At 73.5% G+C, this 22,597-nt stretch carries 14 protein-coding genes and 1 pseudogene; 9 read left to right on the forward strand and 6 right to left on the reverse strand.

Annotated features, from left to right (window positions below; translation table 11 throughout):
- Positions 1-90: 90 nt before the first annotated feature.
- Complete coding sequence (locus ACJX2R_RS28295; RefSeq protein WP_413102455.1) at positions 91-1,314, forward strand: cytochrome P450; 1,224 nt, start codon at positions 91-93, stop codon at positions 1,312-1,314.
- Between the two features lie 97 nt (positions 1,315-1,411).
- On the opposite strand, the gene ACJX2R_RS28300 is transcribed toward ACJX2R_RS28295, so the two are convergent.
- Both ACJX2R_RS28300 and ACJX2R_RS28305 read right to left on the reverse strand, forming a co-directional pair.
- Positions 1,412-3,064: an ABC transporter permease gene (locus tag ACJX2R_RS28300; RefSeq protein WP_413102456.1), complete on the reverse strand. Its 1,653-nt coding sequence runs from the start codon at positions 3,062-3,064 to the stop codon at positions 1,412-1,414.
- The gene (locus ACJX2R_RS28305; protein WP_044572200.1) at positions 3,061-3,978 is read right to left on the reverse strand and encodes an ABC transporter ATP-binding protein; all 918 of its coding nucleotides are present in this window, start codon (positions 3,976-3,978) and stop codon (positions 3,061-3,063) included. Before ACJX2R_RS28305 ends, ACJX2R_RS28300 begins: the two co-directional genes overlap by 4 nt.
- Before the next feature lie 92 nt (positions 3,979-4,070).
- Between ACJX2R_RS28305 and ACJX2R_RS28310 the strand changes: the two genes are divergently transcribed.
- Positions 4,071-4,625, forward strand: a complete 555-nt coding sequence (locus ACJX2R_RS28310; protein WP_413102457.1) for a GbsR/MarR family transcriptional regulator — start codon at positions 4,071-4,073, stop codon at positions 4,623-4,625.
- A 58-nt stretch (positions 4,626-4,683) separates the two neighbouring features.
- On the opposite strand, the gene ACJX2R_RS28315 is transcribed toward ACJX2R_RS28310, so the two are convergent.
- The gene (locus ACJX2R_RS28315; RefSeq protein WP_413105963.1) at positions 4,684-5,742 is read right to left on the reverse strand and encodes a hypothetical protein; all 1,059 of its coding nucleotides are present in this window, start codon (positions 5,740-5,742) and stop codon (positions 4,684-4,686) included.
- A 214-nt stretch (positions 5,743-5,956) separates the two neighbouring features.
- Between ACJX2R_RS28315 and ACJX2R_RS28320 the strand changes: the two genes are divergently transcribed.
- The gene (locus tag ACJX2R_RS28320) at positions 5,957-7,240 is read left to right on the forward strand and encodes an adenylosuccinate synthase (protein WP_044572196.1); all 1,284 of its coding nucleotides are present in this window, start codon (positions 5,957-5,959) and stop codon (positions 7,238-7,240) included.
- Between the two features lie 66 nt (positions 7,241-7,306).
- Here ACJX2R_RS28320 and ACJX2R_RS28325 read toward each other — a convergent pair whose 3' ends face one another.
- Positions 7,307-9,118 (reverse strand): protein kinase domain-containing protein, encoded by a 1,812-nt coding sequence (locus ACJX2R_RS28325; RefSeq protein ID WP_413102458.1) that lies wholly within the window; start codon positions 9,116-9,118, stop codon positions 7,307-7,309.
- A 1,926-nt stretch (positions 9,119-11,044) separates the two neighbouring features.
- Positions 11,045-12,406: pseudogene (locus tag ACJX2R_RS28330) on the reverse strand (serine/threonine-protein kinase); the annotation flags it as partial.
- 391 nt (positions 12,407-12,797) lie between these two features.
- Here ACJX2R_RS28330 and ACJX2R_RS28335 point away from each other — a divergent pair.
- From ACJX2R_RS28335 to ACJX2R_RS28345, 3 genes are all read left to right on the forward strand, one after another.
- A complete protein-coding gene (locus ACJX2R_RS28335; protein ID WP_413102459.1) occupies positions 12,798-14,159 on the forward strand; it encodes an aspartate aminotransferase family protein in 1,362 nt (453 codons plus the stop codon).
- Positions 14,160-14,346: 187 nt separating this feature from the next.
- Entirely contained in the window at positions 14,347-15,081 is a 735-nt protein-coding gene (locus ACJX2R_RS28340) for a GntR family transcriptional regulator (protein WP_413102460.1), read from the forward strand.
- Between the two features lie 140 nt (positions 15,082-15,221).
- Complete coding sequence (locus tag ACJX2R_RS28345) at positions 15,222-15,872, forward strand: hypothetical protein (protein WP_014053817.1); 651 nt, start codon at positions 15,222-15,224, stop codon at positions 15,870-15,872.
- A gap of 132 nt (positions 15,873-16,004) precedes the next feature.
- Here ACJX2R_RS28345 and ACJX2R_RS28350 read toward each other — a convergent pair whose 3' ends face one another.
- A complete protein-coding gene (locus ACJX2R_RS28350; RefSeq protein WP_413102461.1) occupies positions 16,005-16,739 on the reverse strand; it encodes an SLATT domain-containing protein in 735 nt (244 codons plus the stop codon).
- A gap of 295 nt (positions 16,740-17,034) precedes the next feature.
- On the opposite strand from ACJX2R_RS28350, the gene purD reads away from it, so the two are divergent.
- The 3 genes from purD (at position 17,035) to ACJX2R_RS28365 (ending at position 22,329) form a co-directional block, all read left to right on the forward strand.
- Positions 17,035-18,300 (forward strand): phosphoribosylamine--glycine ligase, encoded by a 1,266-nt coding sequence (gene purD / locus ACJX2R_RS28355; RefSeq protein ID WP_413102462.1) that lies wholly within the window; start codon positions 17,035-17,037, stop codon positions 18,298-18,300.
- Between the two features lie 377 nt (positions 18,301-18,677).
- Complete coding sequence (locus ACJX2R_RS28360; RefSeq protein ID WP_413102463.1) at positions 18,678-20,555, forward strand: hypothetical protein; 1,878 nt, start codon at positions 18,678-18,680, stop codon at positions 20,553-20,555.
- 274 nt (positions 20,556-20,829) lie between these two features.
- Positions 20,830-22,329, forward strand: coding sequence for a N,N-dimethylformamidase beta subunit family domain-containing protein (locus ACJX2R_RS28365; protein ID WP_413102464.1), 1,500 nt, complete (start codon positions 20,830-20,832; stop codon positions 22,327-22,329).
- Positions 22,330-22,597 lie beyond the last annotated feature (268 nt).

The following is a 22,597-nucleotide window of genomic DNA, read 5'->3' on the forward strand; positions in this document are numbered from 1 at the left end:
CAGCGGGGCGACCTCTGGGTGCATCTGGCGGCCTCTGGGGGCAGTCGGCGGCCTCTGGAGGGCGAGCCGGACCGGCGGTACCGTCCGGGGATGAGCAGCAGTGCGGAAGCCCCCGCCTTCGACCCCTGGCGGCCGTCGTTCGTCGCGGACCCGTATCCGGCCTACGCCGAGCTGCGCGAGCGCGGCCGCGCGCACTGGTTCGAGCCCTCCCGTCAGTGGCTGATCCCGCGTCACGCGGATGTCGGCGCCCTGCTGCGGGACCGCAGGCTCGGCCGCACCTATCTCCACCGCTTCGGCCATGAGGAGTTCGGCCGCACCGCGCCGCCGCCCGAGCACGAGCCGTTCCACACCCTCAACGACCACGGCATGCTCGACCTGGAACCGCCGGATCACACCCGGCTGCGCCGGCTCGTCTCCAAGGCGTTCACCCCGCGGACGGTCGAGGCGCTGGTCCCGACGATCCAGCGGCTCGCGGCGGAACTCGTCGACTCCCTCGTCGCCTCGGGCGGCGGCGATCTCATCGAGACCGTCGCCGAACCGCTGCCGGTCGCCGTGATCGCCGAGATGCTGGGCATTCCGCCCGCCGACCGCCCCGCCCTGCGGCCCTGGTCGGCGGATATCTGCGGGATGTACGAGCTGAGTCCGGGCGAGGAGACGGCGCGCCGGGCCGTGCGCGCGTCCGTCGAATTCTCCGCGTATCTGCGCGAGTTGATCGAGGCGCGCCGCAGGGCCCCGGGGGACGATCTGATCAGCGGGCTCATCGCCGCGTACGACGAGGGCGACCGGCTCACCGAGCAGGAGATGATCTCCACCTGTGTGCTGCTGCTCAACGCGGGCCATGAGGCCACGGTCAACACCACCGGGAACGGCTGGTGGGCGCTCTTCCGCCATCCCGAGCAGCTCGCCCTGCTCCGTGCCGATCCCGACGCGCTGCTGCCCACCGCCGTGGACGAGCTGCTGCGCTATGACACCCCGCTCCAGCTCTTCGAGCGCTGGGTGCTGGAGGACATCGAGGTCGGCGGCACGGTCATCCCGCGCGGCAGCGAGGTCGCGCTGCTCTTCGGCTCGGCCAACCGCGACCCGGCCCGCTTCGACCGCCCCGACACGCTCGATCTCTCCCGCACGGACAACCCCCACATCAGCTTTGGCGCCGGGATCCACTACTGCCTGGGCGCCCCGCTGGCCCGGCTGGAGCTGATCGCCTCCTTCGGCGCGCTGCTCCGCAAGGCGCCCGGACTGCGGCTGGTCAAGGAGCCGGAGCGGGGGGCGAACTTCGTCATCCGCGGTCTGCGGGAGCTCCAGGTCGAGCTCTGAGCACAAAGACCTGGCACGCCGGACAAACAAGCCCCCTGTTGTCCACAGCCTGTGGACAACAGGGGGCGGTTGCCGGGGTGTGGTGGGCCGACGGGGGTCAGCCGCCGATGTCACGGCGGCGCATACCCACCAGTCCTCCGGCGGCGAGAACGACCGAGAGGAGCAGCAGCCACAGGAACGGCGCTGCCGTCACCTCGTCGCCCGGCAGCTTCGGCAGATGGCTGAAGGGCGAGGTGTCCATGACGGAGTCGGACAGCTCCAGCGCCGGGCCCATCCAGCCCAGCGCGACCACCCAGCCGACGAACGCCCAGGCCGCGGACGAGTACTTCGGCACCACGCCCACGAGGAAGAGCGTCACGCTGGTGAGCGCCCACACCGCCGGGAGCTGGGCGAGTGTGGCGCCCAGGCAGCGCGGGAGCTGGTCGGCCAGATCGCCCGCCGCGATGCCGTAGCCCAGCCCCAGCGCCAGACCGCCGATCGCCAGGATGACCACCGGGCCGAGGTACGCGATGACCAGGTGGCTCCCGGCCCAGCGCAGTCGGCCGACGGCGTTGGCCAGCAGGGGCTCGGCGCGCTGGTCGGTCTCCTCGCCGCGCAGCCGCAGCACGGAGGTGGCGGTGTAGACGGTGAGGATGGTGCCGAGGACGCCGACCATGGCGGCCAGGAACGCGTCGTTGAGCCCCTGGGCGCCGCCCATCCGCTGGATGATGTCGCGGGTCTTGTCGCTGTCGCCGAGGAAGTCGTTCGCACCGTCGGAGATGCCGCCGAAGATGGCGCCCGCGAAGACGAAGCCCGCGGCCCAGCCGAACAGGGCACCGCGCTGGAGCCGCCAGCCCAGGCCGTAGACGCCGCTCAGCAGCGGGCCGGCGGCCGGCGGGCCGGGACGGGTGGCGTAGAAGCTGGCGCCCACGTCGCGACGCCCGGCGAGGGAGTACGCGAGGGCGATCGAGGCTGCGGCGAGCACGGCGATCAGCAGCAGCGGCCACCAGCGCTCGTCCGCGTACGGCCGGGCGTACTCGGCCCAGCCCAGCGGCGAGAGCCAGACCAGGACATGGCCGGAGCCCTTGCTGCCGTCCTCGGCGGCGTCACCCGCCATGCGCAGCACGAAGGCGACGCCGACCGCGGCGGAGCTCAGGCCCCTGGCCAGCCGTGCGTTCTCCGTGAGCTGGGCGGCGACGGCGGCCAGGCCGCCGAAGGCCATACCGGACAGGCCGACGGCGAGGCCGAGGGCCAGCGCGCCGGTGCCGCCCTGGCCCGCGAGACTGCCCGCGATGAGCAGGGTCACCGCGCCGTTGGCGATGGCCACGGCGAGCAGGGCCGAGGTGAGCCCCGCGCGGCGGCCGACCATGCCCGCGGAGAGCGCCTCCTGGCGGCCGGTCTCCTCCTCCTCACGGGTGTGCCGGATCACGATGAGCAGGCTCATGATCGCGGCGAAGACCGTGAGGAAGGCACCCACGCGCCAGACGGTCAGCGCGCCGAGCGTGTCGTCGAAGGCGGCGCCGAACAGGGCCCGGGTCGAGCCGTTCCCATTCATGTCCTCGACGAGGCTGGCGCGGCGGGCGGGGGTGTCGTACGCGCTCTTCAGACGGCCGACGGTGCTGCTGGCCGTGAGCCCCAGGCACAGCACCCACACCGGCATCATGATCCGGTCGCGGCGCAGGGCGAGCCGCAGCAGCGTGCCCGTGCCCGCCAGATCATGGGCCGATCCGCGGGCGCGGGGTGAGACCCGGGCGTCGGCTACGGCGGTCATCGGGCGATCGCCTCGGCTTCCGTGCGCGTGATGTCGTCCTGGTAGTGGCGCAGGAAGAGCTCTTCCAGGGTGGGCGGGGTGGAGATGAGGCTGCGCACCCCGACCTGGGTGAGCTGCCGCAGCACGGCGTCCATCTTGTCGGAGTCGACCTGGAGCTTGACCTGGCTGCCCTGGATGTCCACGTTGTGCACACCGGGGAGGCCGGACAGGCCGTTGGGCTCGCCGGCGAGCTCGGCGGTCACCGACGTACGGGTCAGATGGCGCAGCTCGGTGAGGGTGCCGGACTCCACCCGGCGGCCCTTGCGGATGATGCTCACCCTCCGGCAGAGCGCCTCGACCTCGCTGAGGATGTGGCTGGAGAGCAGCACCGTACGGCCGCGGTCGCGCTCCTCGGCGACGCACTCGCGGAAGACCTCCTCCATGAGCGGGTCGAGCCCGGAGGTCGGCTCGTCGAGGATCAGCAGCTCCACTTCGGATGCGAACGCGGCGACCAGGGCGACTTTCTGGCGATTGCCCTTGGAATACGTACGGCCCTTCTTGGTGGGGTCGAGCTCGAACCGCTCCAGGAGCTCGGCGCGGCGTGCGGTGTCCAGACCACCGCGCAGCCGCCCGTACAGGTCGATGACCTCTCCACCGCTCAGGTTGCGCCACAGGGTGACGTCTCCGGGGACGTACGCGATGTGGCGGTGGAGGTCGACCGCGTCGTGCCAGGGGTCCTTGCCGAGCATCTGCACCGCGCCGGAGTCGGCGCGGAGCAGCCCGAGGAGGACCCGGATGGTCGTGGACTTCCCGGCGCCGTTGGGCCCGAGGAAGCCATGGACCTCACCTGCCTCGACTTCGAGGTCGAGGCCGTCCAACGCGTGGGTCCGGCCGAAGGACTTGTGGAGGCCGGACACGGAGATTGCCGTTTTCATGATTTCGAAGCTACGCTAGTTTCACAAATTTGTGAAGTTAAGGAACCATATAAACTTATGATGATGTGACGAAGAGAGGAGATGATGAAGCGGTGAGGGAGACGATCGAACCAGGGGGCGCGCCCGAGGACACGCGCGGTGAAGCGGCGCGTGACGAGGCGGCGGTGTCCAGGTTCGTCGAGCGGTTCGCGGCCGATCTGGCCGAGGCCGGGATGCAGCGCATGGCGGCGCGGGTCTTCGCGGCGCTCCTCGTCTCCGACTCCGGGGCCCTCACCTCGGCGGAGCTCGCCGAGCGGCTGCGGATCAGCCCGGCCGCCGTCTCGGGCGCGATCCGCTATCTGTCGCAGGTGGACATGGTGGTGCGGGAGCGCGAGCCGGGCTCCCGCCGCGATCGCTACCGGCTCTACAACAACGGGGTCTGGTACGAGACGCTGACCCGCCGGGACCAGATACTCGCCCGCTGGGAGAGCACCATGCGCGACGGCGCGAAGGTGCTCGGCCCCGCCACCCCGGCGGGTATGCGGATCACCGAGACCGCCGACTTCTTCGAGTTCGTCCAGCGGGAGCTGCCCAAGATGCTGGAGCGCTGGCGCACCCAACAGGCCGAGCGCCGCGCCGCCGAGGCCCGCGAGGCCGAAGCGGGCTGACGACCCCACCCGCGCCGCCGCCCGGCCCCACCGGGCCCGGGGGCGGCGCGAGCGGGACTCAAGGGCGGTGCGGGAGCATCAGGCTCCAGGCCTCGGCCAGGACCGTCCAGGTGCGGCTGCGGACCGGGCCGCGGATCAGCGCGTCCGCGTGGTAGCGGAAGTCCGGGCCGGAGACGGTGACGGCCCGTGCCCGGGTGCGCAGTGGGCCGCCCGCCGCATGGGGGTGGACCACGATCTCGGCCAGCCCGCCGCCCGGCGCGGCCGTCGAGACCGAGACCCGCTCCACCGGCCGGTCCAGGTCGGTCAGCAGCACCCCGTCCGCCTCGATCCGCAGCCGCTGCGGCGGCGGATGCGCCGGCCGCCGGGCGCCGCCCGCCAGGCCGATCACCGGCAGCGAGAGCAGCGTCAGGGCCGTGCGGGCGGTGCGGGCCGCCGGGCTCCACCACGGCCGGTGGCCATCGCCTTCCCCGCCGGGGCCGTCCCGGTCATGGCCGGGCGGGCCCGCGCCGTCGCGGCCGTCCTCGCCGTCCTCGGCCCGGCGGGGGTCGTGGACGCGGGGGTCGCAGCCGCAGTCCCGGCCCCTCGCCCCGTCGCCGTGCGGCCCCGGTCCGCGCCCGTCCGTCGCGTCCGCCCCGGCCATTCCGTCCGGCCCGGCCGCCGCGCCGCGGCCGCCGCCCGGCATCCCGTCGTGCGCACCGTGCGGAGCGAGCCCGGAGGGGATCCGCAGACCGCCGAGGACCACTCCGCCGCTCTCGTCCACCAGCAGGTCACGCGGGCGCGCGGTCCCGTCGAGGACCGTACGGGCCGCGGCGACCGCGTCCGTCGGCACCCCGAGGGAATGGGCCAGGGCGACCGTGGCGGAGCCGCCGACCGGGACCACCGACAGCGCGGCGTCCGCCAGCTCCCGCCGCCGGTGCAGCAGCTCCACCATCCGCAGCAGGGCACGGTCGTCGCCCACCAGCACCGGCCGGCGGGCGCCCCGGCGGGCCAGCGCCCGCTCGACCTCCTCCGGGCCTTCCGGCAGGCAGATTTTCGTCTGCGCGCCCGCACACAGCACATCCTTCGCGATCCGCACCGACTCCCCGTCCGTGCGGCGGGCGTTGGGGTCGATGACCATGAGCAGCGGGCGCCCCCGGGCGGTGTCCGGCGCAGGGGGCCGGGGATCTGGAGCCGACACCTCGGTCCTTCCTCAGGTAATCTCTCGGTGCAAGAGCCCCTGTCGCTGTTGCGCCAGGGGCTTCGTCTATCCGGGGCACCGGTTCGACGGCTCTTGTGGTGGCGCACGTCACCATGCACGTTGGACATGCCCCGCCCGGAAGGGGTGTACGCCTGTGCCCGCACTTGTGCTGCTCGGTGCTCAGTGGGGTGACGAGGGCAAGGGAAAGGCCACCGATCTGCTCGGTGGCTCCGTGGACTATGTAGTGCGCTACCAGGGCGGTAACAACGCGGGCCACACGGTGGTGGTCGGCGACCAGAAGTACGCGCTGCACCTCCTCCCATCCGGAATCCTCTCGCCCGGGTGTACCCCGGTCATCGGCAACGGCGTCGTCGTGGATCCCGCGGTCCTGCTCTCCGAGCTGAGCGGTCTCGCCGACCGCGGCGTCGATACGTCCAAGCTGCTGATCAGCGGTAACGCCCATCTGATCACGCCGTATCACACGACCCTCGACAAGGTGTCGGAACGATTCCTCGGCAAGCGGAAGATCGGCACCACGGGCCGCGGCATCGGCCCGGCCTACGCGGACAAGATCAACCGGGTGGGCATCCGGGTCCAGGACCTCTTCGACGAGTCGATCCTGCGGCAGAAGGTCGAGGCGGCCCTGGACAACAAGAACCAGGTGCTGGCCAAGCTCTACAACCGCCGCGCCATCGCGGTCGATCAGGTCGTCGAGGAGCTGCTGGGCTACGCGGACCCGCTCAGCGGCTATGTCGCCGACACCACCCTGCTGCTCAACAACGCCATCGACCAGGGCCAGGTCGTGCTCTTCGAGGGCGGGCAGGGCACCCTGCTCGACGTCGACCACGGCACGTACCCCTTCGTCACCTCCTCCAACCCGACCGCGGGCGGCGCCTGCACCGGCACCGGAGTGGGCCCGACGAAGATCAGCCGCGTGATCGGCATCCTGAAGGCGTACACCACCCGCGTCGGCGCGGGCCCGTTCCCCACCGAGCTCCTCGACGAAGACGGCGAGAAGCTGCGCACGATCGGCGGCGAGCGCGGTGTGACCACCGGGCGCGACCGGCGCTGCGGCTGGTTCGACGCGGTCATCGCGCGCTACGCGACCCGGGTCAACGGTCTGACCGACTTCTTCCTCACCAAGCTCGACGTGCTCACCGGCTGGGAGCGGATCCCGGTGTGCGTGGCGTACGAGATCGACGGCAAGCGCGTCGAGGAACTGCCGTACAGCCAGACCGACTTCCACCACGCCAAGCCGATCTACGAGACGCTGCCGGGCTGGTCGGAGGACATCACCAAGGCCAAGACCTTCGACGAGCTGCCGAAGAACGCGCAGAAGTACGTCCAGGCGCTCGAGGAGATGTCGGGCGCCCCGATCTCGGCGATCGGCGTCGGGCCCGGCCGTGACGAGACCATCCAGATCAACTCGTTCCTCTGACCACTCGGCGGGAGGGCGGCTCCCGGGAGCCCGGCTCCCGGGAGCCCGGCCCGCGCGCCGGCGTCACTACGCCGCGGGCGGGCCGAACACCCCGGCGGGCTGCTGCGCTTGAGCGGCGGGCCGCGCGGCCCGCTGCTCCTGCATCTTGGTGATCCGCCGCACCACGGCGATGGCCAGCAGCGCGGTCAGGATGCCGATCGAGTCGTCGACGATGCTGATGATGACGCTGGGCCGCTGCTCCCTGACGTTGTCGCCGACGATCTCGCTGATCCCGTTCACCGGGAACATCAGGAACATCATCACGAAGAACGTCCACCACCAGTGCAGCACCGCGCGGCCGCCGCGGCCGGGCCCCGGCGGGGTGCTGGAGGTCCAGACGTCGTTGGCGATCTGCTTGGGCAGCCACAGCTGGGCGATCGGGATGAACCAGGCGCCCACGGAGTAGCCGCTGCCGAACCGCTGCCGCCCGGGGTTGAGCACCGTGGAGTTGATGTAGGCGGTGCGGAACCAGACCAGCCACAGCACGACGAGCACGAGCGCGGCGACACCGGTGCCGCTGTCCATCGCCTCGACGTCGCTCCGCTTGGTCTGGAGGTCCTCGGAGACCGCGCCGGACCCGAAGTACGCGTCGAGCAGCGAGATGTTCAGCGCCATGTCGAGGAGCGTCAGCACCAGCCAGATGCCGAACATGCTCATCAGCGCGGTGGCCAGCCCCCGGATCGGCCTCAGCCGGGTGCCCGGGGCGGGGAAGCCCATCGGCGTCTGATAGCCGCCCTGCCAGGGCTGGGTGGTGGGCTGGGACATCTGGTACGGCGAACCCCCGGCCGCGTGGGCGTGCGGGGTCGCGTACGCGGACGGCTGCGGCGTGCCGTACGCGGAGGGGCCGGGCGGGGTGTGCGCGGCGGCCTGGGGGTGGCCGTACGCCGACGGGCCCTGCTGCGGCGCCACGGCGTCCGGCTGGGCGTTCTCGGCCTCCACCTCCAGCAGCTGGAGCGCGTCCCGCCCCAGCCGGGCGAGCAGTCCGCCCGGCAGCCAGGGCTCGCCGTCGTCGGTCACCGGTTGGGTGGCGGCCACCAGCTCGTCCACCGAGGGCCGCTTGGCCGGGTCCTTGTTCAGGCACGCGGTGACCAGCCCGCGCGCGCCGTCGGGGAGCCCCTCCAGATCGGGCTCCTCCTGGGCTATTCGGTACATCAGGGCGTGGATGCCGCTGTCCAGGTTGCCGAACGGCTGACGTCCGGTGGCGGCGAAGGCGAGCACCGAGCCGAGGCAGAAGACATCGCTCGCGGCCGTGACCGGCTCGCCCCGCACCTGCTCGGGGGACATGAACCCGGGCGAGCCGACGACCGCGCCGGTCATCGTCAGATTGCCGCCCGTGGTGGTGCCCACGGCGTCCAGGGCGCGCGCGATGCCGAAGTCGATGACGCGCGGACCGTCGATGGTGACGAGGATGTTGGACGGTTTGAGGTCGCGGTGGACCAGCCCGGCGCCGTGGATGTCGCGCAGCGCGAGGGCCAGTCCGTTCGCCAGGATCCGCAGCGAGCGCTCGGGCAGCGCCCCGAAGTCCTCGGCGACGACGCTGTGCAGGGACGGACCGCCGATGTAGCCGGTGGCCACCCACGGCACCTCGGCCTCGGTGTCGGCGTCGAGCACGGGGGCGGTCCACTGCCCGCCGACCCGTCTCGCCGCCTCCACCTCCCGCTTGAAGCGGCCGCGGAAGTCGGCCTGGCGTGCGAGTTCGGCCTGTACGAGCTTCACCGCTACGGTGCGGCCGCGGGCGGAGCGGGCGAGATAGACCCGGCCCATTCCGCCCTCGCCCAGCTTGCCGAGCAGCCGGTACTCGCCGATCCACCGCGGGTCCTGGGCCCCGAGGTTCTCCATCGCGGTGTGGCTCCTGTCCCTGTGCCGATAGTCCCTCTGCCGATCGGCCGATCAGTCGAGGCGGGTGAACGTCTGTGTCATCGTCTCATCGCTGTAATCGTCCGGGTCGTCATATTCGACACGCAGCTTGTCATGTCCGGAAGATGTGAACGTGAGTGACGTGCCGGGCCCGCAGAGATTCTTGGGAGTCCCCCCGGTGAACTTCGAAGGGCTGAGGACCAGTCCCTTCTCCACCGAGGCCAGGATCCGGTCACCCTCGCAGTGGTACTTCTTGCTGTCCGCGACCTCCTGGCCCACCACGGAGCCGATCGCGCCCTGCTTGATGGTGATCTTCAGCGTGGCGTCGGGCTTCCCGAACGCGTCCTTGGCCAGCCAAGTGCCCACGTAACCGGAGGGGATGGGCTTGCCGCCGCTCTTGGAGGGGCGCAGCGTCGCCTCGGAGGAGCCGTCCGTGGTGCTCCAGGCGAGGGTGCCGTCGTTGCCGATCCGCAGCGTCTGTTCGCCGACCGCGCTGCAACTGTCCTCCGGGATGCTGGTGGACACCTCCTCGTCCTCGATGAGGAGCAGGCTGTCCACCGACTTGAGCTTGGCGGAGTCCTGGCAGAACGAGTCCGAGTCGGAGGTCAGGGTCTCGGCGACGACCGCGCCGACCGGCCCCTGCGAGAGCACGACCCGGCGGATCTTGCCGGTCGATCCGCCGCTCTCCTTGATCTCGCCCTCCCAGGCGCCCAGATACTCGGTGGGCACGTCGCCCGACGTCTCCAGCTTGGTCGCGGACGGATCGGGGCCGTCCGAACCCCCGGCGGAGCCCTTGGAGTTGCCGCCGCCCGATCCGCCCGATCCGCCCGATCCGCCCGGGGTGGGCGGGGTGTGGGTCGCCTTGTCGTAGTCGGTCTTGGCCTGGTCGCCCTTGTCGTCGTTCCCCTTGACGATGACGAGCGCGGCGACCCCGGCTATGAGGGCGGTGGCGACGGCGGCGGACACGACGATGAGCGTCTTACGGCGTCGTCGGTTCGGCTTCGGGGACGTCTGCGACGGGCCGCCCCCGGGCCCGCCCGGCGCCCCTGGCCCACTCGGTCCGCCGGGTCCGGCGGGTCCGCTCGGTCCGCCTGGTCCGCTCGGTCCGCCGAACCCGGCGGAAGGCGACCCGGAGGCCGCCCCGAACGAGGTGACCGCGGGCGGCCCAAAGCCGTGCGATGGCGTCGGCGGCTCGCCCTCCGCGCCCGCCTGCGGCGTCTGCGGCGTCTGCGGTGGCGTGGCGTGCGACGGGTAGCCGTACGTCCCGGGGGCGTACGGCCCGCCGGAACCGGGCGAGTTGGATGCGGCGGCACCCGGGCCTGCCTGCGGCGGGGTGGCGCCTCCGGGCGCGCCATGGCCGGGCGTGCCCGCGTGCGGCGCGGCGGAGGGCCCGCCGGGTGTTCCGGGCGCGGCGGCGTGCGGAGTGCCGTGGCCGGGCGCGGCGCTACCGGGCGCGTTGGGCGGGGTGGCGGGTCCTCCGGCCGCGCCTGCCTGTGGCGGGGTGGCGCTTCCGGGCGTGCCGTGGCCCGGCCCGGCCTGCCCCGCGTCCGCCCGAGGCGCGGCGGGGGATCCGCCGGGTGTCGCGGGTGGGGCCGAGTGTGGGGCGCCATGGCTCGGCGCGGCGCCCCCGGACGCCTGCGGTGCACCTGCCTGGGGTGCACCTGCCTGCGGCGTGGCGGACGGTCCGCCGGGTGTCGCGGGTGGGGCCGAGTGTGAGGCGCCGTGGCCCGGTGCGGCCCCACCCGATGCGTTGGACGGCGTGGCGGCCGCGCCTGCCTGTGGCGGGGTGGCGCTTCCGGCCGCGCCGTGGCCCGGCGCGGCCTGGCCCGCGCCCGCCTGAGGCGCGGCGGACGGTCCGCCCGGTGTGGCGCCACCGGACGCGTTTGGCGAGGCGGCGGCCCCGGCTGCCCCTCCCTGCGGCGGGGCGGCGCTTCCGGGTGCGTCGTGGACCGCTCCAGCCTGTGGCGTACCCGCCGATGGCGGGGCGGCCTCCGGGCCCGCGGCCGCCCCGCTGGGGTCTGGCGCGGCGGCCTGCGGGGCGCCGGACCGGCGTGGGTCGGCCGACGCCGGGCCGCCTGCCGGTGGCCCGGCGGCTGGGCCGGGGTCGCCCTGGTCCTCGCCCGTCTGCGGCGCGGCCGGGTGCCCGCCGCCCTGGGCCGGGCCCGTCGAGGGCGGAGTGGACGGGGCCGGGGGGAGCGGGGCCGCCGAGGGGCGGGGCGGGGTGACCGGTGGCGGGGGAGCGGGGGGTTCCGCCGGGGCCAGGGGGTACGACGTGGCCGACGGCGGCGCGGCGGGCGGCGGCGGGACGGCGGGGCCCGCCGCCCCGGCCACGGGCGGTACGGCCGGGCGAGCGGGCACCCCCGGCCCGGCGGGCGTCTCCACCTCGAGCAACTGCACCGCGTGCCGCCCGAGCTGGGCGACGAGCGTGCCCGGCAGCCACGGCTCGCCGTCGTCGTCCGCCCCGGCCGTACGCTCCAGCAGCGCCTCCAGCGAGGGCCGGTCGTCCGGGGCCTTCTTCAGGCAGTCGGTGACGAGGTCCCGCAGCCCCTCCGGCAGTCCCTCCAGGTCCGGCTCCTCCTGGGCGATGCGGTACATCACCGCGTGCACCCCGCTGTCGGCCGTGCCGAAGGGCTGGCGTCCGGTCGCCGCGTAGGCGAGCACCGAGCCGAGGCAGAAGACGTCGCTGGCGGGGGTGACCCGCTCGCCGCGCACCTGCTCGGGGGACATGAAGCCGGGCGAGCCGACGACGGCGCCGCTGCGCGTGAGGATGCCGTCGGTGACGGTCTCCAGCGCCCGTGCGATACCGAAGTCGATGACGCGCGGACCGTCGATGGTGACCAGGACGTTGGACGGTTTGAGGTCACGGTGGACCAGACCGGCGTCGTGGATGTCGCGGAGCGCCTGCGTCAGGCCGTGCGCCAGGATGCGGACGGTCCGCTCGGGCAGCAGGCCCGACTCGGCGACGATCGCGTGCAGGGAGGGACCGGCGATGTAGCCGGTGGCGACCCATGGGGTGGCGGCCTCGGTGTCGGCGTCCAGCACCGGCGCGGTCCACGCGCCCCCGACCCGCTGCGCGGCCCGCACCTCCTGTTTGAACCGCCGCCGGAATTCGGCCTGTTGGGCGAGCTCGGTCTGGACGAGCTTCACCGCCACCGTGCGCCCGCGTGATGAATGAGCCAGGAACACCCGGCCCATGCCACCCGCGCCAAGACGCCGGAGCAGCCGGTAGTCACCGATCCAGCGAGGGTCCTCGGCCCCCAGGTCTTCCATGCGTCGATCGTCCCTTCCCCGTGAATCCCCCTGATCAGCCCCCCGGAGAGAATAAGGGCGGCTGAGAGCGAAGTGGACGACGCGGACGATCCGTTATCGGTTCCGTATCCGTCCTGTGTCACTCCCGAGCCGGAGACCCGTGTCACTCCCGAGCCGGAGAACGGAATCCCGGGCCCCGGAGGAGAACGGAATCCCGGAGCCCTGGAGGGGGAACCGCCGGGAGCGAAATCCGGACAGCCGCCCCCCGACCACCGGCGACGGCCACAGCCCCCACCGCCCGGCAGGATGTCGGCGTACGACCCGAAACCCGGACAGGCTGTCGGTGCCGGGCGCGGGGCCGGGGTCCGTACGCTGGTCCCGCCCCGACCCGCGAGCGATCCGAGGTACGAACGTGTCCGTGCAGCCCAGCCCCGACCACGCGGCCGGCGCCGCCGTCAAGGCCGCCGACCGCGCGCATGTCTTCCACTCCTGGTCCGCGCAGGGCCTGATCGATCCCCTCGCCATCGCGGGCGCCGAAGGCTCGTACTTCTGGGACTACGACGGCAACCGCTACCTCGACTTCTCCTGCCAGCTGGTGAACACCAACATCGGCCACCAGCACCCCAAGGTCGTGGCCGCGATCCAGGAGCAGGCCGCGAAGCTGTGCACCATCGCGCCGGGCTTCGCCGTGGACGTGCGGTCCGAGGCGGCGCGGCTGGTGGCCGAGCGCACCCCCGGCGACCTCGACAAGATCTTCTTCACCAACGGCGGCGCCGAGGCGGTGGAGAACGCGGTCCGCATGGCCCGGCTGCACACCGGCCGCGCCAAGGTGCTCTCCGCCTACCGCTCGTACCACGGCGCCACCGCCGCCGCGATCAACCTCACCGGCGACCCCCGCCGCTGGCCCTCCGACACCGCCTCCGCGGGTGTGGTGCACTTCTGGGCGCCGTTCCGCTACCGCTCGCCCTTCCACTCCGACAGCGAGCAGCAGGAGTGCGAGCGCGCGCTGCGCCACCTCGAGGACACCATCGCCTTCGAGGGCCCGCGGACCATCGCCGCGATCATCCTGGAGACCATCCCCGGCACCGCCGGGATCATGGTTCCGCCGCCCGGCTATCTGGCCGGGGTCCGGGAGATCTGCGACCGCTACGGCATCGTGTTCATCCTGGACGAGGTCATGGCGGGCTTCGGCCGCACCGGCCACTGGTTCGCGGCCGACCACTTCGGCGTCACCCCGGACCTGCTGACCTTCGCCAAGGGCGTCAACTCCGGCTATGTGCCGCTCGGCGGCGTCGCGATCTCCGCCGAGATCGCCGCGACCTTCGACCAGCGCCCCTACCCGGGCGGGCTCACCTACTCCGGCCACCCGCTGGCCTGCGCCTCGGCCGTCGCGACGATCAACGCGATGGCGGAGGAGGGGATCGTGGAGAACGCCGCCGCGATCGGCGAGAACGTGATCGGCCCCGCGCTGCGGGAGATCGCCGAGCGCCACCCCTCGGTCGGCGAGGTGCGCGGCCTGGGCGTCTTCTGGGCGCTGGACCTGGTCAAGGACAAGGAGACCCGCGAACCGCTGGTGCCGTACAACGCGGGCGGAGCGGACAACCAGCCGATGGCCGACTTCGCGGCGGCCTGCAAGCGCGGCGGTCTGTGGCCCTTCGTGAACATGAACCGCACCCATGTCGTGCCGCCGTGCACCGTCACCGAGGCCGAGGCCAAGGAGGGTCTGGCGATCCTGGACGAGGCGCTGAACGCGGCCGACGCGCATACGGCGTAGCGGCCTTCGGGTACCGGCTTCCCGGCCCTGCCCGTTTGCTTCCCGACACGGCCCGACCGCTGCCCGACGGCTGCCCGGTGTAGACCACCGCCGCACTCTGCGTGTTCCGCGCAACGGCCCTCGCATATCGTGATGCGAGGGCCGTCCGCTTTCTTACACCGACGGCCGTGGAAGGAGACGGTCCTCGATGCCCGTGCCCGGCACCAGCCCGGTCAAGCGGAACACCCTGCGGCAGCAGATCGCCGACGCGCTCTGTGACGAGGTGCTCGCGGGCAGGCTCCCTGCGGGGCGCCAGTTCACCGTCAAGGAGATCGCCCAGCAGTACGGCGTCTCCGCGACCCCCGTCCGGGAGGCGCTGCTGGACCTGTGCTCCCAGGGGCTGCTCGATGTCGAGGAGCACCGGGGCTTCAAGGTCCACGAGTTCACCATCGACGACTTCCGGCACATGGTGGACGCCCGCACGATGGTGGTGGAGGGCGTCTTCCGGCACTACGTCGAGCAGACGCTGAGCAGCATGACCCCGCAGGTGATGGCCTCGGTGCGGCGGCGGGCCGAGGAGGCCGAGCGGGCCGCCCGCTCCGGTGATCTGGACATCCTCATCGGCTACGACCTGCGCTTCTGGCGGGAGATCTGCGGGCTGGTCGGCAATCCGTACGTGCTGGACTTCCTTCAGCGGCTGCGGGTGCAGACCTGGGTGTTCACGGTGCCGTATCTGCGCCGCGTACCCGATCTGCGGGGGCTGCTGTGGACGGGGCACTGCGAGCTCACGGCGGCGGTCACCCGTGGGGACCCCCATGACTCGGAGCGCCTCATAGCGGCGTACAACACGCATTTCCGTGCGCTGATCGAGCGGTTGGTGGCGGGGGAGGAGACGCGCTCGCGGAACCGGACGGGGGCCGAGCCGGAAGTCAACTCCCCCTGATCGCCCCCTGGACTCTTCGCGAACTCCACCTGGTCCACGGCCCCGCCCGCCAGCCCCGGCGTCCTGCACTCTTCGCGCCGCGTACGTGGGGCATTACGCTGGGCCGACCATCGACCGTACGGATACGAGAGTGAGATCGCGTGGCATGTGACCTCTGGCTGGTCCCCCTCGTCGATGTGCTGTGCCACAGCCCCGACAACCCCTTCGCCGAAGAGATCGCCGCGTACGACAAGGCGCTCAGTGACGCCGGTCTGCCGCCCGTGCCCGTCTTCAGTTATATGCCGGGTCTTTCCGGGGATGTCGCTCCGGTGGCCGGTTTCGACTACGACGCGCTGCACTTCCTCCGCCGTGCCTATCTGCTCCAGCTGTGCGGACTCGCGGTGACGCCCGTGGACGAACTCGGCGGGGACTACGAGCAGTTGCTGGAGATGTTCGAGCCCACGGCCCAGCAGTCGCATCTGGTGTGGCACTACGACCACGCGGGTGCGTACGTCCCCGTCGACTTCCAGAGTCCGCTGTCCAACGACGAACTCCTCGAGGGCGGCGGCCCGTTGGGCTCCAGCCATGGACTGCTGCGCGAACTGGAGGCGGTCGCCCCGGCGCTCGGCATCGACCCGTCCAACCCCCCGGCCGCCCCCGCGCCCCCGGCCCGCCCCACGAGCCTGGAGGAGCCGGCGGCGTCGGTCCCGTACGAGGACAGCCCGTTCGCGCGGGAGCGCCATGTGTGGCTGGGCCTGCACGCGGCGGCGACGCGCAGCCTCGGCCAGGGCTCGATGATCGTCTTCAGCTGACCGCCGGGCGGACGGACCACTGGGCGGACCGCCGGGCCGACCGCCGCCGGGCCGACCGCCGCCTGACCGCCGGGCCGATGGCCGCCTGACCGCCGGGCCGACCGCCGTCTCCGAGAGGCCCCGCGGCCGTCATCAGCGGGGCGGCTCGGGAGGGCGCTGCCGCGGCATATTGGGCCGGGCGGGGCTCGGCGGCAGCGGAAAGCGGCTCGCGGGGCTCCCGCTGTCCGGACGGGAGCCCTGGGCCATCAGCGACTGCGTGACCAGCGGCGCGGAACCGGATCCGAAGTCCACCATCCAGCCCGCCGTCTCGGCCCGCACCAGCTCCGACACGTCCTCGCAGAACCGCCGCAGCACCGACAGACACCGCTCCACGGCCTCGCTCGCGGTGCCCTCGGTCGGGCCCAGCACCTCCCGCACGCTCTCCGACGCCCAGTCGAACTGAAGCACCTCCAGCCGCCGCTGCACCGCCTGCGCCGTGGCCATGTCCCGCATCCAGCCGGACGTCAGCCCGAAGAACCGGTCGCCGCCGACGCACGCGACCGCCAGCAGCAGCGCCAGCGCGCCCCATCCGGCGCCGCCGTCCAGCGTTCCGTTCAGATCCAGCAGCGGCAGTACGGCCCCCACGACCCCCGCCACCGCGGCCCCCGCCCGCAGCACCCGGGCGGCCCGCCGCTTCCACACCCGGTCGGCGAGGTACCACCCGGCGACCTCCAGCGCGCCCTCCTCCACCCACTGGTACAACTCGTCGAGCCGCTCCGCGGGCTCCCCCCAGTCGCCGTGCGGGAAGGGCCGTCCGAGCAGGTCACCCTGTTTCCTCGCACCCTCCGGCCGAGGGAGCCCCTCGGGCTGCATCTCCGGCTGACTCACCGTGCGACTCCCTCTGCGGCGGCGTCTCTCCTGCGCGCGGCTGACGCGCGACCACCATTCCTACCGCCGAACGGCTGGCCACGAGGACTCGATCACCGGATTTCAGCCCGTAAGGGCTGTCCCATCGGGTATAGGACCGCCCACTCCTCACCCAAAAGAGTGGCCCCGCTCACGGCGCAGGGGCTCGCACGGGACTCCCGCCCGGACCGAGCCGAGCCGCTCTCGGACCGCCCCCGGACCGGGTCGCGGCCCCCGCCGCACAGTGCCCGCCGCCCCAGGCAATAGGCTGCCTACCGTGAAGGTCCTCGTCATCGGCGGCGGCGCCCGCGAACATGCCCTGTGCCGCGCTCTCTCCCTCGACCCCGACGTCACCGCACTGCACTGCGCCCCCGGCAACGCCGGCATCGCCGAGGTGGCCGAGCTGCACGCGGTCGACGCGCTCGACGGTGCCGCCGTCGCCGACCTCGCCGCCTCCCTGGGGGCGGGCCTGGTGGTCGTGGGGCCGGAGGCCCCCCTCGTGGCGGGGGTGGCCGACGCCGTGCGCGAGCGCGGGATCCCGGCTTTTGGACCGTCCGCGGAGGCCGCGCGGCTCGAGGGCTCCAAGGCGTTCGCCAAGGACGTGATGGCGGCGGCGGGCGTGCCCACCGCCCGCGCCTATGTGTGCACCAGCCCCGCCGAGGTCGACGAGGCGCTGGACGCCTTCGGCCCGCCGTACGTCGTCAAGGACGACGGCCTCGCCGCGGGCAAGGGCGTCGTGGTGACCGAGGACGTCGAGGCCGCCCGCGCACACGCGCTGGCCTGCGGCCGGGTGGTGATCGAGGAGTTCCTGGACGGCCCGGAGGTCTCGCTCTTCGCGATCACCGACGGCGAGGCCGTGGTCCCGCTCCAGCCCGCCCAGGACTTCAAGCGCGCCCACGACGGCGACGAGGGCCCGAACACCGGCGGCATGGGCGCGTACTCCCCGCTGCCCTGGGCGGACCCCGCCCTGGTGGACGAGGTCGTGGCCACGGTCTGCCAGCCGACCGTCGACGAGCTGCGCCGCCGCGGCACGCCCTTCTCCGGGCTGCTGTACGCGGGCCTGGCGATCACCTCGCGCGGTGTGCGCGTGATCGAGTTCAACGCGCGCTTCGGCGACCCGGAGACCCAGGTGGTGCTGGCCCGGCTGAAGACCCCGCTGGCCGCGGTGCTGCTCGCCGCCGCCACCGGCCGTCTGGAGGCCGAGCCGCCGCTGCGCTGGAGCGACGGCGCCGCCGTGACCGTGGTCCTCGCCTCGCACAACTATCCGGGCACCCCCCGCACCGGCGACCCGATCACCGGGCTGGACGAGGTGGCCGAGAAGGACGGCCCCAGGGCGTACGTCCTGCACGCGGGCACCAAGCGGGACGACGCGTCCGGCGAGGTGGTGAGCGCGGGCGGCCGGGTGCTCTCCGTCACCGCGACCGGCTCCGACCTGGCGAAGGCGCGCGAGCGGGCGTACCGCGCGGTGGGCCGGATCGGCCTGGAGGGCTCCCACCACCGCTCCGACATCGCGGCGAAGGCGGCCGCCGAAGCGGGTTCGTAGAGCGCGTTCGTGAAGCGGGTCCGTGGAGCGCGTTCGTGAAGCGGGTTCGCAAGCAGAACCGGGGACGGCTGTAAGAAGTGTCTCAACCGGGGGCTCCAGCGGGCCGGTGAACGGTCCGGAAGGCCGCTTCCGCCTGTTCACACGGGGCCCGGCGTCGCCATCGCGAAGTTCCCGGTTTTACCCAAGGCCATTCCATTGGGTGAGCGGTTCCGCATCCTGCTGACGCACGCCCGGCCCCCAACTAGTGTGCCGCTCAGGCGAGGTGCGGCAACTGGCCCACCGGCATTGCGGAGTCGGCGGCCGGTGCGACAGTGGGTGGGGAGAAAACAACGCCGCCGTCGTCCGCTGTTCAAACACCGGCCGGACAGTAGGGGGTGATGAGAACCGTGGCAGGTCCCGAAGCAGGTGCCCTGGAGGCGCGTGCCCGCGCCCTCGCGGTACTGCGCATCCGGAGCACCGCGCTCGCGGTCGCACTCCTCCCGGCCGCCGCCGCCGTCGTGCTGCTGGCCGGAAGCGCCACCGGCAGCATCGGAGGCTCCCAGGACGAGGGCTGGACGGCCCTGCGCTGGGTGGTGACCGGGGCCGCCCTGGTGGTCCTGCTGCTGGCGGCGGCCGTGGCCGCCGTGGTCGTCCGGGCCAGGCCCGCGCTCACCCCGACGGTGCCCATCGCCGAGGAGACCGCGCCCGACCTCTACCAGCTGGTCCGCGATCTGGCCGAGCGCCTGGAGGTCCCCGCGCCCTCGGCCATAGCGCTCACCCCCGACTGCGACAGCTGGCTGGAGGACCGTACGCATCCGGCGCACGCCCAGCGCCGGGAGCGCCGGGACCGCGGCGCCCTCGCGGTCGAGGAGCCCCGTCCGGTGCGCGGCGCCAGAGGGACCGGCCCGGGGGCCGGCGCGGACCGGGTCGTGGACCGCTCCGAGCGGGGCGCCCCGCGGGCGCCGGTGCTGGTGATCGGCTCGCCGTTCCTGTGGTGGATGCGGGTCGCCGAGCTGCGCGCGCTGCTCGCCCCCGTGGTGGCGGGCACCGGCCCGTCCGTCCACCCCGACATAGCCGCCGCCCGCCGCTTCGTGCGCGGTCTTGACGCCGCCGTGGCCGTCGCGGCCCGCGGCGGCGAGCCGTCGTCCGGGCCCGCGCCCGCCCTGGTGGCGGCGGTGCGCCGGCCCGCCTTCGGCTTCGTCGGCTGGGTGGCCCGGCTGCTGCTGCGCGGCTGCCGGGACCAGGCGGCCGAGATGGAGCGCGCGGTCGCCGCGGCCGCCTCAGAGCGGGCCCAGACGGTCGACTACGGGCTGCGGATCGTCGCCCAGGAGCAGGTGGGCCTCGCCTACGCGGGCTGGGACCGGCTGCTGACCCGGGTCGCGCTGCCCGCCTGGCGGATGGGCCGCTGGCCCTCCCGGCTGGACGCGGGCGTGGTCTCGGCGCTCACCGAGCTCTCCCGCCGCGACCGGCTCGCCGAGGGGTTCACCTCCCGGCTGAGCGAGCGCCCGGCCTGCGACCTGCTGGAGGAGCCCGGGGTGATGGACGAGGCCACCTCGCTGCTGGCCGCCCGCCTCTTCCACGGCGGCCCGCCGGAGCCGGGCCCCGACTGGTCCCCGGTCGACTGGGGCGCGTATCCGGAGGAGGTCGTGGACCGCAAGTGGCGGCAGGAGGCCGCCCGGCTGAACCGGCTCCTGGACGAGCGGGACGACGCCCACGAGCCGGTCGGCGCCGCCCCCGTCCCGGCCCGCGCCCCGGCCACCCTGGCCCGGGTCATCGACCGGCTCACCGCCGCCCCGGCCCACCCCGCCGAGGGCTCCGACGGCGGCACCGACGGTGGCACCGACGGCGGCACCGACGGTGACGCCCCCCGCCTGGCCGCCCGGCTCAGTGTCGAGGTGGCCCGGGAGGAGGCCGCCGCCACCCGGGCGCACGGCCAGGGCCCCGCGGCGGGGGCCGAGGGGCCCGCGGGCGGCTCCGGCGGCGACCCGTGGATCGACGGCTTCGCCCCGGCGTTCCCGCTCCAGCCGCCCCGCACCGGCCGTGAACTGCTCGCCGACCATGTCACCGCCATGGTCTGCTGCGCCGCCGTGGACACCGCGGGCGCGGCCCCCGGCCTCGACTGGCTGGACGGGCCCGCGCTGCTCGTCGGCGGGCGGCGGCGGGCCGATCTGGCCCATCCGGTGCTGAGCCTGGTGGAGGACGGCGACGACGGGCCGCTGCGCGCCTGGCTCGGCGAGGTGGGGGTCCGCCCGGAGAAGCCCGTACGGCTGGTGTAGCGGCGCGGAGCCCGCCGAATACCGCTCCTATGTCCACCCTTGTCGCGCGTTCGGTGTCTGTTCCGGCAATTTAGCGACTATCGGTGACGAAGTAGGTGCGTAATGTGATGTGCTTGGACCGGTCGCTGTCGCCCGGCCCAGGAGTTCCGGCCCAACCGGCCCGAACCGCAGGACCGCCCCCGCAGCCCGGCCCACAAGGCCGGACCCGCGGCGGTGCGGTGCGCGAGGACAGCGAGGCGCGGCGCCGCCGGGTACGCAGGGGAGGGGAACAGTTGTGGGGACGGACCAGATCCGGCGCTGGGAATCGGGAGCGCTCGCTCACGCGGTGACGGATCCTTTCGGCCAGGGCCCGCTGCCCTGGCTGCGCGACAGTGAGAACTACTTCGACGACACCGGCCGGGTGGTCCCGTGGTACGTCGACGACGTCCATCTCTCCGGGGTCGACGTCCGGGCGGCCGAGCGGCTCGGCGCGAGGGGCCCCGCCAGGATCCCCGGCCCGCGCACCGCGGACGACGTCAACCGGCAGATCAAGGGCTTTCCCTCCACCTCCGCGGCGGCCCCCGGCGAGGCGATCGACTTCCGGATCACGGTGGACCCGCCCCAGCAGTTCAGCGTGGACATCTACCGCATCGGCTACTACGACGGCACCGGCGCACTGAAGATCACCACCAGCCCCCGGCTGTCCGGGATCGTCCAGCTGCCCCCGCTCACCGCCGACCGCACCGTCTCCTGCCACCACTGGTGGCTGTCCTGGCGGATGCAGATCCCCTCGTACTGGAAGCTCGGCGCGTACGTCGCGGTGCTGACCACCCTGGACGGCTACCGCAGCCACATCCCCTTCACCGTCCGCGACAGCCGCCCCGCCGACCTCCTCCTCGTCCTGCCCGACCTCACCTGGCAGGCGTACAACCTCTACCCGGAGGACGGCCGGACCGGCGCCAGCCTCTACCACGCCTGGGACGAGCGGGGAAAGCTGCTGGGCGAGTCGGAGGCGGCCACCACGGTCTCCTTCGACCGGCCGTACGCGGGCGCGGGGCTGCCCCTCCATGTGGGGCACGCCTACGACTTCATCCGCTGGGCCGAGCGCTACGGCTACGACCTGGCCTACGCCGAGATGCGCGACCTGCACGCGGGCAGCGTCGACCCCTCCCGCTACCGGGGGCTGGTCTTCCCCGGCCATGACGAGTACTGGTCGGCGCCGATGCGCCACACCGTGGAGGCGGCCCGCGACAGCGGCACCTCGCTGGTCTTCCTCTCCGCGAACACCATGTACTGGCAGGTCGAACTCGCCCCCTCGCCCTCCGGCCCGGCCCGCCTGCTGACCTGCCGCAAGCGCCGTGGCCCCGGCCGCTCGGCGCTCTGGCGGGAGACCGCGCCCGAGCAGCAGCTCATCGGCATCCAGTACGCGGGCCGGGTGCCCGAGCCGAGCCCCCTGATCGTGCGCAACGCCCGCCACTGGCTGTGGGAGGCCACGGGCGCGGAGGAGGGCGACGAACTGCCCGGCCTGGTCGCCGGCGAGGCCGACCGCTACTTCCCCCGCACCGCCCTCCCCGACCACCTCCGCCGCATCCTCCTGGCCCACTCCCCGTACGAGGACACGGAGGGGACGATCCGCCACCAGGAAACGTCCCTGTACCGGGCCCCGAGCGGCGCGCTGGTCTTCGCGTCGGGGACATTCGCGTGGTCGCCCGCGCTGGATCGGCCGGGTCATACGGATGAGCGGGTTCAGCGGGCGACGGCGAATCTGCTGGATCGGATCTGCAAACGGGGCTGAGGCAGCGTCCGGCGAACCCCGGATGCCAGGGCCTCCGCCCCTGGCCCGGAGGCCCGCCACGCGGGGGAGCCGCATGTCGATGCTCAGTCCGCCGTGGGCGTCGCGGTCCGTCGGGCGTCGGTTGGCCTGTGGCGGGTGGTGGGGGGCTTTCCCCTCCCCGCCCCTTCCCGATACCAGGGGCTTCGCCCCTGGACCCCGGGCCCTGGCCCGGAGGCCCGCCACGCGGCGGGGCCGCATATCGATGCTCGCCGCACGCCGGGCGTCGGTT

The sequence above is a fragment of the Streptomyces sp. Inha503 genome (genome assembly GCF_047215865.1).
GTDB lineage: Bacteria > Actinomycetota > Actinomycetes > Streptomycetales > Streptomycetaceae > Streptomyces > Streptomyces lycopersici.